The organism is Pseudonocardia sp. N23, assembly GCF_002583555.1.
Taxonomy (GTDB): domain Bacteria; phylum Actinomycetota; class Actinomycetes; order Mycobacteriales; family Pseudonocardiaceae; genus Pseudonocardia.
The window spans coordinates 78,833-91,521 of the sequence record NZ_BEGX01000029.1; the positions used below are offsets into that span (position 1 = coordinate 78,833).

Consider the following 12,689-nt stretch of genomic DNA (forward strand, 5'->3'; position numbering starts at 1 on the left):
ACCGCACCTGTTTCGGCGGCTCGCCCAGCGACACCGGGACGCGCAGGTACCAGCCTAGACCTGCGGAGCCCGGCCGCGCACCGTCGAAATCCACCGGCCGTCGGGGCCGAACGGCCCAGCCGGTGCCGCCGTCGGGCGCTCGCCCGCCCTGCCGTCAGGCGTTCTTCACCGCCGCCGCGTCCTGCAGGTCGAGCAGCTCGACGGACCGCTGCCGCATCTCGACCTTGCGGACCTTGCCGGTGACGGTCATCGGGAAGTCGTCGACGACGACCACGTAGCGCGGGATCTTGTAGTGCGCCAGCTTGCCGGTGGCGAACTCCCGGACCTTCTCCGTGGTGAGCTCGGGCGCGCCGTCGCGCAGCTTCACCCACGCGCACAGCTCCTCGCCGTACTTGACGTCGGGAACGCCGACGACCTGCGCGTCGAGGATGTCGGGGTGGGTGTAGAGGAACTCCTCGATCTCGCGGGGGTACACGTTCTCCCCGCCGCGGATGACCATGTCCTTGATCCGGCCGGTGATGTTGAGGTAGCCGTCGCCGTCCATGATCGCGAGGTCACCGGTGTGCATCCAGCGGGCCCGGTCGATCGCCTCGGCCGTCTTGTCGGGCTGCTCCCAGTAGCCGAGCATCACCGAGTACCCGCGGGTGCACAGCTCACCCGGCTCGCCGCGGGGCATCGTCAGCCCGGACTCGGGGTCGACGACCTTGACCTCGACGTGCGGGTGCACCCGCCCCACCGTCGACACCCGGCGGTCGAGGGTGTCGTCGGCGCGGGTCTGCGTCGACACCGGGCTGGTCTCGGTCATGCCGTAACAGATGGTCACCTCGGTCATGCCCATCCGGTCGACGACCTGCTTCATCACCTCCACCGGGCACGGCGAGCCGGCCATGATCCCGGTACGCAGGCTCGACAGGTCGTAGGAGGCGAAGTCGGGGTGGTTGAGCTCGGCGATGAACATCGTCGGCACCCCGTAGAGCGACGTGCACCTCTCCTGCGCGACGGCCTTCAACGTGGCCTCGGGGTCGAAGCCCTGCGCGGGGATGACCATCGTCGACCCGTTGGTGGTGCAGCCCAGGTTGCCCATGACCATGCCGAAGCAGTGGTAGAAGGGCACCGGGATGCACACCCGGTCCTCGCTGGTGTAGCCGCAGAGCCGGCCCACGAAGTAGCCGTTGTTCAGGATGTTGTGGTGCGAGAGCGTCGCGCCCTTGGGGAAGCCCGTGGTACCCGACGTGTACTGGATGTTGATCGCGTCGTCGGGGCTCAGCGCGGCCTGCAGCCGGGCGAGCTCGGCGCGGTCGCCGCCGCGGCCGGACTCGAGGAGCGCGTCCCACTCCGCGCCGCCGATGATCACGACCTGCTCCAGCGCGGCGCAGTTGCCGCGGACCTTCCCGATCATGCCGACGTAGTCGGAGGTCTTGAACTTCTCCGCCGACACCAGCATCTTCACGCCGGCCTGGTTGAGCACGTACTCGAGCTCGTGGGTGCGGTAGGCCGGGTTGATGTTGACCAGGATCGCGCCGATCTTGGCCGTGGCGTACTGGACCAGGGTCCACTCGGCCATGTTCGGCGCCCAGATCCCGACCCGGTCACCCTTGCCGATGCCGGCCCGTAGCAGGCCCATCGCCACGATGTCGACGTCCTCGCGCAGCTGGGCGTAGGTCCAGCGCCGCGCCGTCGGGACCTCGACGAGCGCCTCGACGTCGGGCTGCGCCATGGCGGTCCGGTCGAGGTTGTCGCCGATCGTGTCGCCGAGCAGCGGCACGTCTGAGGTGCCGGAGGCATAGGACGGGACGGCGGGGGCGCCTGCGGAGGTCACGACGTCGTTCTCCTCGGGTGCGATCGGGAAGGCTCCCGACATCCTGTCCCGTGACAGCGACGCACGCCACTCCCCCGCAGGCCAGGTCGGACCGTGCGGAAATCGGGGTGCGCACGGGCGATACCCTCGACCGATGCATGACCCGCGCGTCCTGCTCGACCCCGCCACCGAAGCCGTCCGCAAGCTCGCCCGCCGCGGCTACTCCCTCGACCTCGCCGAGCTGGAGAAGCTGCTGTCCGGCCGCAACTCCGCGATCCAGCGGGGCGACGAGGCGCGTGCGGAGTCCAAGCGGGTCGCGACGTCGGTGAAGGGCGCCTCACCCGAGGAGCGGCCCGCGCTGGTCGAGCGTGCCCGCGACCTCAAGGGTGTCGTCTCGGCCGCCGAGGACGAGCAGAAGGGGTTCGACGCGCAGCTGCAGGACCTGCTGCTGGGCATCCCCAACCTGCCCGCCGACGAGTCGCCCGACGGCACGTCGGACGCCGACGCCGAGCTCGTCCGCACCTGGGGGCAGCCGCCCGTCGTCGAGTCGCCGGTCGACCACGTCGACATCGCCGAGAAGCTGGGCATCCTCGACCTGCCGCGCGCCACCAAGCTGTCGGGCCCGCGGTTCGCGGTGCTGCGCGGCAGGGGCGCGGCGCTGCAGCGCGCCATCGGCGCCTACCTGATCGACAAGGCACTGGAGAACGGCTACACCGAGTTCTCGGTGCCGTCGCTGGTCACCCGCCAGACCATGACCGGCACGGGCCAGCTGCCCAAGTTCGAGCAGGACCTGTTCCGCACCGAGGTGGCCGACCGGGAGCTGTTCCTGATCCCGACGGCCGAGGTGCCGCTCACCAACCTGCACGCCCGCGAGACGCTCGACCTCGAGTCGCTGCCGCTGGCCTACACCGCGCACACGCCGTGCTTCCGCTCGGAGGCCGGCTCCTACGGGCGCGACACCCGCGGCCTGATCCGGATGCACGAGTTCGCCAAGGTCGAGCTGGTCCGGTTCGTCGACCCGGCCCGTTCCCGGGAGGAGCTCGACGTCCTCGTCGGGCATGCCGAGTCGGCGCTGCAGGGTCTCGGGCTGGCCTACCGCGTCGTCAAGCTGGCGGCGGGCGACACGGGCTTCTCCTCGTCGCTGACCTTCGACATCGAGGTGTGGCTGCCGAGCCAGGACACCTACCGCGAGATCTCCTCGTGCTCCGACTTCGGGGTGTTCCAGGCCCGCCGCGCCGCCATCCGGACGAAGGCCAAGGACGGGTCCCGCGGCTTCGCGGCCACCCTCAACGGCTCGGGCCTGCCGATCGGACGCACCCTCGTCGCGATCCTGGAACAGGGCCAGCAGGCCGACGGCTCGGTCAAGCTGCCCGACGCCCTGGTCCCCTACGCCGGCTTCTCCACCCTCGACCCGCTGTGAGTGGCGACAGTCGCTGCAGCGACTGTCTCCACTCACGACCCGGCCGGGCCGGCGGACTCAGAGCCCGCCGGTGTTGAGGAGGCGGTTGGCGGTACCGCCGGCGCCGCCGCCGTCGATCACCCCCGGCGTGGCGTGGTCGAGGATCCACTGCTCGACCGTCGCGCTCGCCGCGTCGCCGTTGCGCTGCTTGTAGAGGGCCGCGACGCCCGCGGCGAACGGCGCCGCCATCGACGTCCCGCTGTAGGACGCCGTCCCGCCGCCCGGGACCGGTGCGATGATGCCGGTGCCCGGTGCGTAGAGGCCGACGCAGGCGCCGGTGCTCGACGTCGGAGCCCGCCTGTCGTCGATGGTCGAGTTGGCCACGACCAGCACGCCGCTCGCGTTGCGCGGCGCGACCTGGCAGTCGTCGCCGCCGGTGTTACCGGCCGAGGAGGCGACGAACACACCCGAGTCCACGAGGCCCTTGACCGCCGCCGTGAGCACGTCGGAGGAGCCGTAGCTCCACGACATGACCGCGACCGACGGGCCGGAGTGGTTGCGCGCCACCCAGTCGACCCCGGAGAGCAGCGACGACAGGGTGCCGGTGCCGTTGCAGTCGAGCACCTTGACCGAGCTGACCGAGGCCTGCTTCGCCACGCCGTACGTCGTCGAGGCTGCGATACCGGCGACGACCGTGCCGTGGCCGTCGCAGTCGGTGGCGTTGTCGTCGATGGTGTCGGTGCCGACGCTCGCGCGGCCGCCGAAGTCCGGGTGCGTGACGTCGACGCCGGTGTCGACGACGAAGATCGTGACGCCCGCGCCGGTGCTGTTCGTGGTGAACTTCCCGTCGAGCGGCAGCGACGCCTGGTCGATGCGGTCGAGGCCCCAGTTGCGCGGGGAGTCCTGCGTGGCCTCGGTGGACGGCTGCGGCTTCGAGGTGCGGACGGTCCGCGGTTCGAGCGGGTTGATCCGGCGGTCCTGCTCGACGCCGAGGATGCCCGGCAGCGCGCGGAGCTGCTCGACCTGTGCGGACGTCAGCTGCGCCGCGAACCCGGAGATGGCGTGCTCGAACGTCGCCGACGGGATCACCCCGAGGTCCTCCGTGGCTTTCGTGGCGTCCGCCGCGGTGGCGGCGTGGACGACGTAGTCCGCGGCACCCGGCCCGATCACCGTCGTGGTGTCGGGCTGCGCGGCGGAGACGAGCTGGGCAGCGACCGGCCGGGCGGTGGCCGGTCGGGCGGTGGCCGGCTGGGCGGTGGCCGGCCGTGCCGTGGCCGGCTGGGCCGTGGCCGGCCGTGCCGTGGCCGGCTGGGCCGTGGCCGGCTGGGCCGTGGCCGGCCGTGCCGTGGCCGGCTGTGCGGTGGCCGGCTGGGCGGTGGCCGGCTCGGCCCCGGGGGCCGGAACGTCCGGCTGGACGGCGACCCCGCTCGGGATCGGGCCGTCGTCGACGACGGAGGAGGGCAACCCGGTCGGGGTGGTGCCGGTCATCGATCCGAAGACGACGAGCAGCAGCACCACCGGGAGCACCTTCAGGGCAATGCGCGTCACGTCGAGTGACGGTACGGAGCCGTCGGGCCGGTCGGAAGCCACACGATCGAGGCAGGTGAGGTTCCTGTGACGAGAGTTTGGTGACAACAATTGCTTTCAGTAACTGACGTCGAGGTGCGCGAGCGCTGGGTAGTGCCGTCCCGGCGGTGCCTCCGCGAGCCAGCCACCAGCCGAAACCCGGGACTCAGCGTGACGCCCGAGAGCGCGATCACCCCGAACGGGACATCCCGGCGCCACAGCCGACTCCGCACCGTGGCGACTCGCTGTCACGTCGGGTAGCACCGGCGACCCGGCGATATCACCCGCCGGGGCGGGCGCTTCACCGATGATCCGGTGCTCGGGCGACGGATACGTCGCCGAACGCACCCGGTCACCCGGTCCGCGTCATCGTCATCAGCACCGGAGTCGTCACGGCCCTGCGGCGGCGAGGTCCGCGATCGTCTCGGCCGGCCAGCCGATCGCCTCCACCGACCACTCCGACGGGCGGCCCTGCAGCGTCGGTCCCCGCCTGGGCGGGCCGACCGGAAGCCGTCGTCGAACGGCGGCCTGATGACCGTCGCTCTGTCCGTGACGTCGTGCCGGCTGTAGCCGGAGACAGCCTGGTCCAGACTCTGCAGGTCGTCGACGAGCGGGACCGCGAGATCGGCGATCGCCGGTCCCCGACCGCTGTCGATCCCGATCTCGACCGGGACAGCTTCGTCGTGCGCGACAGCCTCCCGCGGACTGTCGGCCCGCCTCGACCCGGCTTTGCGGCCCGCAAGCAACCCCACGTCCACCATCGAGGCAGCAGCGAGAGGATTCAGACCGTTCTGTCGTCGCGCGAACCGCGTGAGGCGGTCAGCTCGCGGCGGGGTGGATCGCGACCTCGGTGGCCTTCACCGCGAACCACAGCTCGGCGCCGGGTTCGACGGCCAGGTCCGCGGCGGCGGCGAGGGTGACGTCGGCAGCGAGGCCCTCGAGCCAGGACGGACCGCCGTCCGGTGGCGAAGCGCGGAGCCGGACGGTGTCGCCCTGCGGCTCGATGGCGGCGAGGGTGACCCGCAGGACGTTGCGGGGGCTGCCGTGGGGACGGTCGCGGAACACCGACACGGCCGACGGCGGGAACACGGCGGCGGCGTCGTCGCCCTCGGCGATCGGGTCGCCGGCACGGCCGCTGAACAGGGTGCCGTCGTGGGTGCGCAGCCCGTCGGGGCACTTGGTGCCGGGGACGAGGTCGAGACCGGCGATCCGGGCGGTGAAGGGGGTGCGGGGCTTGGTGAGCACCTCGCGGGTCGGGCCCTGCTCGACGATCCGCCCGCCCTCGAGGACGACGACCCGGTCGGCGAGCACGAGGGCGTCGAGCGCTGAGTGCGTCACCAGGATCGCGGTCTGTTTGGCGTCGCGGATGACGCGGCGCAGCAACGACCGCATGGCCGGGGTGGCGTCGACGTCGAGCGCCGCGAGGGGCTCGTCGAGCAGCAGGAGCCCTGGGCGGGGCGCGAGGGCGCGGGCGAGCGCGACGCGCTGCTGCTGCCCGCCCGACATCTGCGAGGGACGGCGCCCGGCCATGTCGTCGGCGTCGAGGCCGGGGAGGACGTCGGCGATGAGCGTCCGCGCCCGGGCTTCGGCGTCGCGGCGCGGGACCCCGGCGGCGCGCGGCCCGAACGCGACGTTGGCGAGCGCGGTCATGTGGGGGAACAGCAGGGCCTGCTGGGCGAGGAGGCCGACGCCGCGGCGGTGCGGCGGCACGGAGACACCGGCGTCGACATCGGTGACGACGGTGTCGCCGACCGCGACCCGCCCCGCGTCGGGCACGAGCAGCCCGGACAGCACACCGAGCAGCGTCGACTTGCCGGAGCCGTTGGGCCCGAGCACGGCCACGACCTCGCCGGGCTCTGCGTCGAGGCTGACGTCGAGGGTGAATGCGGCCCGGTCGAGCCGGACGGTGGCGGCGAGCGCGGCGCCGGTCATCGGATGCCCTCGGTGGTGCGGGGGCGGGCGAACGCGATGACCAGGATCGCGACGACGACGAGCAGCAGCGACAGGGCGATGGCGCCGGCGTCGTCGGTCTCGCGCTGGATGTAGACGAGCAGCGGCAGCGTCTGCGTGGTGCCCTGAAGGTTGCCGGCGAAGGTGATGGTCGCGCCGAACTCACCGAGGCAGCGGGCGAACGCGAGGACGGTCCCGGACATGAGGCCGGGCAGCACCAGCGGCACGGTGACGCGGCGGAACGTGAGCGCGGGCGAGGCGCCGAGTGTCGCGGCGACGGCCTCGTAGCGCTCCCCCGCGGTCCGCAGCGCCCCTTCGAGGCTGACGACGAGGAACGGCATGGCGACGAACGTCTGCGCGATGACCACCGCGGCCGTCGTGAAGGGGATGGTGATGCCGAAGCCGAGGTTCAGCGCCTCGCCGACCAGTCCCCGGGCGCCGACGAGGTAGAGCAGCGCGAGCCCGCCGACGACCGGGGGCAGCACCAGCGGCAGCAGCACGACCGACCGCAGGGTGCGCAGCCCGCGCATCCTGCCGCGGGCGAGCACGGCGGCGAGCGGGCCGCCGAGCAGGATGCACAGCACCGTCGACGCCGCGGCCGTCTCCAGGGACAGCCGCAGCGCGGCGAGGGCGGCCTCGCTGGTGAGCAGCTCGGGCATGCGCGCCCAGTCGGCCTCGAGCAGCAGCCCGAGGACCGGCAGGGCGATGACGAGGAACGCGACGACCGCAGGCACCCACATCCAGCGGGGCAGGGCGACGTCACGTTCGTGACGCCGGTCCCGCGTGCGCTCGGCCTGTGGCGCCTGCGGTACGTCGTCGGTGACGCTCACGAGGTCACCGTTCCGGCAGTCACTTCTCGGCGCCGAAGCCCGCCGCGTCCAGCGTCTTCTGCCCGAACTCGCCGGTGACCATGTCGATCCACTTCTGGGCGAGGCCGGCCTGCGGCGCGTTCTTGACGACGGCGATCGGGTAGTTGGTGACGGCCTGCTGCGCCTCGGGGAACGTGACGCCCTGGACCGATCCCTTGGCGGCGGTGACGTCGGTGACGTAGACGAGGCCGGCATCGGCGTTGCCGCTGCTGACCTTGCCGAGCACGGACTTGACGTCGGTCTCCTGGCTGGCCGGGGTGAGCGTGACGCCGGTGGCCGTCTCGATCTTCTGCTCGGCGGCACCGCAGGGGACCTGAGGGGCGCAGACGACGACCTTCAGGTCGGGCTCGGCCAGGTCCGCGAAGGACGCGATGCCCTCGGGGTTGCCGGGCTGGGTGGCGATCTGCAGGACGTTCGTCGCGAAGATCCTCGGCGCCGCAGCCGTGAGGTTCTTGTCGGTGACGGTCTTCATGGTCGCGTCGCTGGCGGCGGCGAAGACGTCGGCGGGGGCGCCGTTGACGATCTGGCTGGCCAGGTCGGAGGAGCCGCCGTAGCTGATGCGGACGGTGACGCCCGGGTTGTCGGTCTCGAACCGGGCCTTCATCGCGTTGAACGTCTCGGTGAGCGACGCGGCGGCCAGCACTGTCAGGGTGCGGGGCGCGGCGGCGGCGGACGACCCCCCGGTGTCCGCCGAGCCGGAGCTTCCGCCGCACCCCGCGAGCAGCAGGGCCAGCCCGGCCAGCAGGCCGAGCAGTGCACGAACCTTCACGAGAGTCCTCCCGGGACTTCCACGACCACGTTGGTCGACTTGATCACCGCGACCGCGAGCGCCCCGGGTTCGAGCCCCAGGTCGTCCATCGCCTCCGTGCTCATCAGGGACACGACCCGGTGCGGGCCGCACTGGATCTCCACCTGTGCCATCACCGTGTCGGCGATCACCGACGTGACGATCCCGACCATCCGGTTGCGCGCGGAGCGCTGCACGTCGGACGGGTCGGGGGTGGCGTCGGCGTGCTCGCGGGCCCACGCGGCGAGCGCGGCGCCGTCGATCACCTTGCGGTTCGACGCGTCGGTCTGCACGGGTAGCGCGCCGGCGTCCACCCAGCGGCGGACGGTGTCGTCACTGACGCCGAGCAGACCCGCGGCATCAGAGATCCTGAACTGCGGCACGGATGGCATCCTAGGTCCGCGGATGCGTACAGCGCCAGGGATGCGTCCGCACGCTGTGATTGGGTGCGGGTGTGGACTTCGAACCCAGCGCCGCGGCCGCGGACCACACCCGGCGGATGCGTGCGTTCCTCGACGAGAAGGTGCTCCCCGCGGAGCCCACCTACGACGCCTGGCGCCTGGAACGCCGCGGCACCCCGCAGGAGTGGGACCTGCCACCGGTGGTGGAGGAGCTCAAGGCCGAGGCCCGGACGCGCGGGCTGTGGAACCTGTTCCTGCCCAGCATCTCCGGTCTGTCCAACCTGGAGTACGCGGCCGTCGCGGAGGTGTCGGGCTGGTCGCCGGTGATCGCGCCGGAGGCGATCAACTGCCAGGCCCCGGACACCGGCAACATGGAGACGCTGCACCTGTTCGGCACCCCGGAGCAGAAGCAGCAGTGGCTCGAGCCGCTGCTGGAGGGCGAGATCCGGTCGGCGTTCGCGATGACCGAGCCCGACGTCGCGTCGTCGGACGCCACGAACGTGCAGACGCGGATCCGCCGCGACGGCGACGACTACGTGATCTCCGGCCGGAAGTGGTGGATCTCGGGGACCGCCGACGAACGTTGCAAGGTCTTCATCGTCATGGGCAAGACCGATCCGGACGCCCAGCGGCACCGCCAGCAGTCGATGGTCCTGGTGCCGCGCGACACCCCCGGCATGCGGGTCGTCCGTCATCTGCCGACGTTCGGCTACCAGGACCAGCACGGCCATTCGGAGATCGTGTTCGACGACGTGCGGGTCCCCGCGTCGAACCTGCTCGGTGAGGAGGGCGGCGGCTTCGCCATCGCGCAGGCCCGCCTCGGACCCGGCCGCATCCACCACTGCATGCGGCTGATCGGCATGGCGGAGCGGTCGATCGACCTGATGGTCCGCCGGGCCCGCGACCGCGTCGCCTTCGGCCGCCCGCTGGCCGACCAGGGCGTCGTGCGCGAGCAGATCGCGTTGTCGCGCATCCAGGTCGAGCAGGCCCGGCTGCTGGTGCTCAAGACGGCGTGGCTGATCGACGAGCACGGCGCCAAGGGCGCGGCCACCGAGATCGCCGCCATCAAGGTGGCGGTGCCGCGGATGGCGTGCGAGGTCATCGACCGGGCGATGCAGATCCACGGCGCCGCGGGGATGAGCGACGACGTCCCGCTCGCCTACTTCTACTCGTGGGCCCGCGCGCTGCGCTTCGCCGACGGCCCCGACGAGGTGCACCTGCGGTCGGTCGCGCGCCAGGAGCTGGCTGCGCACGAGTGACGCCGACGGCGGCCGACCTGGTCGACCTGTCCCGACGATCAGGTCGGCGGCCGCGGGTGAGTCACGTCGCCGGACGCGGAACATCCGATTCTGCGGATCATGTCGCCACCCTGCGGCGCACCTGCGGAGACAGGAATTCCCGCTGCTCAGCACACGCATGCGGGGCTCCCCAAGTGGTTACGCTCGTGACGTGACGGCAACGGAGCTCGGCCTGCCCGCACTGCGGACTGCCACGACGAGAGACCCCGCCCGCCCCGCCGACGCCCGCCTCGTCGACAGCTTCGGCCGGGTGGCCACGGACCTTCGCATCTCCCTGACCGACCGCTGCAACCTGCGCTGCCACTACTGCATGCCGGCCGAGGGGCTGGACTGGATGCCGCGCGAGGAGCAGCTCACCGACGACGAGCTGATCCGCCTGGTCACGATCGCCGTCCGCGACCTCGGCGTCGAGGAGCTGCGCTTCACCGGCGGCGAGCCGCTGCTGCGGCGTGGGCTCGAGGACCTCGTGGCGGCGTCGGCCGCGTTGGAGCCCCGCCCCGACATCTCGCTGACCACCAACGGCGTCGGCCTCGCCCGGCGCGCCGAGGCGCTCGCCGCCGCCGGGGTCAACCGGCTCAACGTCTCGCTCGACACCCTGCGCCCCGACCGGTTCGCCACGATCACCCGCCGCGACCGGTTCTCCGACGTCCTCGCCGGGATGCGCGCCGCCCGCGACGCGGGACTGTCCCCGGTCAAGATCAACACGGTGCTGCTGCGCGGGATGAACGACGACGAGGCCGTCGACCTGCTGCGCTTCGCCCTCGACGAGGGCTTCGAGCTCCGCTTCATCGAGCAGATGCCGCTCGACGCCCAGCACGGCTGGGAACGCACCGAGATGGTCACCGCCGGCGAGATCATGGCCGCGCTGTCGGAGGAGTTCACGCTCACGCCCGACCCCGCGCACCGGGGTGCCGCCCCGGCCGAGCGCTGGGTCGTCGACGGCGGGCCGACGATGGTGGGCATCATCGCGTCGGTGACCAGGCCGTTCTGCGGCGCCTGCGACCGTACCCGGCTGACGTCGGACGGCCAGGTCCGCTCCTGCTTGTTCGCCCGCACGGAGACCGACCTGCGCGCCATGCTCCGCGGCGGCTCGACCGACACCGAGATCGCCGACAGCTGGCGCGATGCCATGTGGGGCAAGCTCGCCGGGCACGGCATCGACGACCCGGGCTTCTTGCAGCCCGACCGCCCGATGAGCGCCATCGGCGGCTGAGTCCCGCCCTGGAGGAGGATGTCCACCGTGACGACCAGCACGACGACGCTCACCACGACGGTCCACTTCTTCGCGGCGGCCCGGGCCGCCGCGGGTACCGAGGCCACGTCGGTGGCGCTCCCCGAGGGCGCGACCGTCGAGGACCTGCTCGACGCCCTGCGCGCCGCCCACGGCCCGGAGTTCGCGCGCGTCCTGCAGCGCTGCAGCTACCTGCTCGACGAGGTCGCCGTCCGCGACAGCGCCGCGACCCCCGTCCCCGCGGGCGCGACGCTCGACGTCCTGCCCCCCTTCGCGGGCGGCTGACCGTTCGCAGACCCTGTGGGTGGCCTCGGTCGCCTCTGCACGGCGGGCGCGGGCCTACAGCTCCTCCAGGACCTCCCGGTAGGACCGCCACGACCCGCCGGGGGTGTCGACGCCGGTCGCCGCGAGGACCGCGTGCACCACGGCACGAGCGGCGACGTCGGCGGCCGCGGCATGCAGGGCGAACAGCGCGGGCAGGTCCGGGGCGGGACGGCTGCCCGTCGCCACGGCGAAGAGGGTGTCGCCGTCCATCACGGTGTGCACCGGCGAGAGTGAACGGGCCAGGCCGTCGTGGCCCATCGTCGCCAGCCGGGAGCAGCCGGCCTTGTCGAGCGTCGCGTCGGTGGCGAGCACACCGATCGTCGTGGCCGTGCCGGCGCGGCCCGTGTGCCGGCCCAGTGCCGCGGCGACCGCGGCGGCCGCGGCGGGGCCCGGCTCCGGGAGGTCGAACTCCCCGTCGAGCCCGTGCCGGGCACCGTGCAGGGCGCCCGTCGCGAGGTCGGCCGGTGAGCCGACGGCGTTGACGGCGATCAGGGCGGCGACGACGGTCCCGTCGGGGAGGACCGCGCTGGCCGCGCCGATGCCCGACTTCAGGCCGCCCGCCACCGCCCCCGTCCCGGCCCCGACGACGCCTTGGACGACCGGCCCGGCCGTCGCCGCGTCGAACGCCGCCGCGCCGTGCTCCGCACCGGGTCTGGCGTCGAAACGACCCCCTCGTCCGAGGTCGAACAACACCGCGGCGGGCACGATCGGGACCACCCCGCCGGGCACCGCGAAGCCGATCCCGGCCGCCTCCAGCCGGGCCATCACGCCCGATGCCGCGTCGAGACCGTAGGCGCTGCCGCCGCCGAGGACGATCGCGTGCACCTTGTCGACGGTGTTGCGCGGGTCGAGCAGGTCGGTCTCCCGGGTGCCGGGGGCGGCGCCGCGGACGTCGACCCCCGCGGCCGCGCCGCCGGGCGGGGCGAGGACGACGGTCGTGCCGCTGAGTGCACCCTCGTCCTCGACCTGCGCGTGCCCGACGCGGATGCCCGCGACGTCGGTGATGTCGTTGTGCCGCCCCGCCACGATCATGGCGTCATCCTGGCAGGGCCGGGGCGTCAGTCGT

Annotated in this window: 11 protein-coding genes; 4 read left to right on the forward strand and 7 right to left on the reverse strand. The window is 72.8% G+C overall.

Features of this window, described 5'->3' with window-relative positions; all coding sequences use genetic code 11:
* Positions 1-154: 154 nt before the first annotated feature.
* Positions 155-1,861, reverse strand: a complete 1,707-nt coding sequence (locus tag TOK_RS09540; RefSeq protein WP_216361912.1) for an AMP-binding protein — start codon at positions 1,859-1,861, stop codon at positions 155-157.
* 91 nt (positions 1,862-1,952) lie between these two features.
* Between TOK_RS09540 and serS the strand changes: the two genes are divergently transcribed.
* Entirely contained in the window at positions 1,953-3,218 is a 1,266-nt protein-coding gene (gene serS / locus TOK_RS09545; RefSeq protein WP_098957443.1) for a serine--tRNA ligase, read from the forward strand.
* A 57-nt stretch (positions 3,219-3,275) separates the two neighbouring features.
* Here serS and TOK_RS09550 read toward each other — a convergent pair whose 3' ends face one another.
* From TOK_RS09550 to TOK_RS09570, 5 genes are all read right to left on the reverse strand, one after another.
* Complete coding sequence (locus tag TOK_RS09550; RefSeq protein WP_253258283.1) at positions 3,276-4,745, reverse strand: S8 family peptidase; 1,470 nt, start codon at positions 4,743-4,745, stop codon at positions 3,276-3,278.
* Positions 4,746-5,582: 837 nt separating this feature from the next.
* Entirely contained in the window at positions 5,583-6,695 is a 1,113-nt protein-coding gene (locus tag TOK_RS09555; protein ID WP_098957444.1) for a sulfate/molybdate ABC transporter ATP-binding protein, read from the reverse strand.
* Positions 6,692-7,453: an ABC transporter permease gene (locus TOK_RS09560; protein ID WP_098957609.1), complete on the reverse strand. Its 762-nt coding sequence runs from the start codon at positions 7,451-7,453 to the stop codon at positions 6,692-6,694. Before TOK_RS09560 ends, TOK_RS09555 begins: the two co-directional genes overlap by 4 nt.
* A 109-nt stretch (positions 7,454-7,562) precedes the next feature.
* Entirely contained in the window at positions 7,563-8,351 is a 789-nt protein-coding gene (modA, locus tag TOK_RS09565) for a molybdate ABC transporter substrate-binding protein (protein WP_098957445.1), read from the reverse strand.
* A complete protein-coding gene (locus TOK_RS09570; RefSeq protein ID WP_098957446.1) occupies positions 8,348-8,752 on the reverse strand; it encodes a molybdopterin-binding protein in 405 nt (134 codons plus the stop codon). Before TOK_RS09570 ends, modA begins: the two co-directional genes overlap by 4 nt.
* A 71-nt stretch (positions 8,753-8,823) precedes the next feature.
* Here TOK_RS09570 and TOK_RS09575 point away from each other — a divergent pair, with 71 nt between their 5' ends.
* From TOK_RS09575 to TOK_RS09585, 3 genes are all read left to right on the forward strand, one after another.
* Positions 8,824-10,029 (forward strand): acyl-CoA dehydrogenase family protein, encoded by a 1,206-nt coding sequence (locus tag TOK_RS09575; RefSeq protein ID WP_098957447.1) that lies wholly within the window; start codon positions 8,824-8,826, stop codon positions 10,027-10,029.
* A 190-nt stretch (positions 10,030-10,219) separates the two neighbouring features.
* Positions 10,220-11,281, forward strand: a complete 1,062-nt coding sequence (gene moaA / locus TOK_RS09580) for a GTP 3',8-cyclase MoaA (RefSeq protein WP_098957448.1) — start codon at positions 10,220-10,222, stop codon at positions 11,279-11,281.
* A gap of 18 nt (positions 11,282-11,299) precedes the next feature.
* Positions 11,300-11,584 (forward strand): MoaD/ThiS family protein, encoded by a 285-nt coding sequence (locus TOK_RS09585; RefSeq protein ID WP_098957449.1) that lies wholly within the window; start codon positions 11,300-11,302, stop codon positions 11,582-11,584.
* A 54-nt stretch (positions 11,585-11,638) separates the two neighbouring features.
* On the opposite strand, the gene TOK_RS09590 is transcribed toward TOK_RS09585, so the two are convergent.
* On the reverse strand, positions 11,639-12,655 hold the full coding sequence (locus TOK_RS09590; RefSeq protein ID WP_172457503.1) for a P1 family peptidase: 1,017 nt from the start codon (positions 12,653-12,655) through the stop codon (positions 11,639-11,641).
* Positions 12,656-12,689 lie beyond the last annotated feature (34 nt).

Excerpts from the sequence above, each read along its gene's own strand:
- TOK_RS09540 (WP_216361912.1), bottom strand. The coding sequence starts at position 1,861 with ATGTCGGGAGCCTTCCCGATCGCACCCGAGGAGAACGACGTCGTGACC.
- serS (WP_098957443.1), top strand. The coding sequence starts at position 1,953 with ATGCATGACCCGCGCGTCCTGCTCGACCCCGCCACCGAAGCCGTCCGC.
- TOK_RS09555 (WP_098957444.1), bottom strand. The coding sequence starts at position 6,695 with ATGACCGGCGCCGCGCTCGCCGCCACCGTCCGGCTCGACCGGGCCGCA.
- TOK_RS09560 (WP_098957609.1), bottom strand. The coding sequence starts at position 7,453 with ATGTGGGTGCCTGCGGTCGTCGCGTTCCTCGTCATCGCCCTGCCGGTC.
- TOK_RS09585 (WP_098957449.1), top strand. The coding sequence starts at position 11,300 with ATGTCCACCGTGACGACCAGCACGACGACGCTCACCACGACGGTCCAC.
- TOK_RS09590 (WP_172457503.1), bottom strand. The coding sequence starts at position 12,655 with ATGATCGTGGCGGGGCGGCACAACGACATCACCGACGTCGCGGGCATC.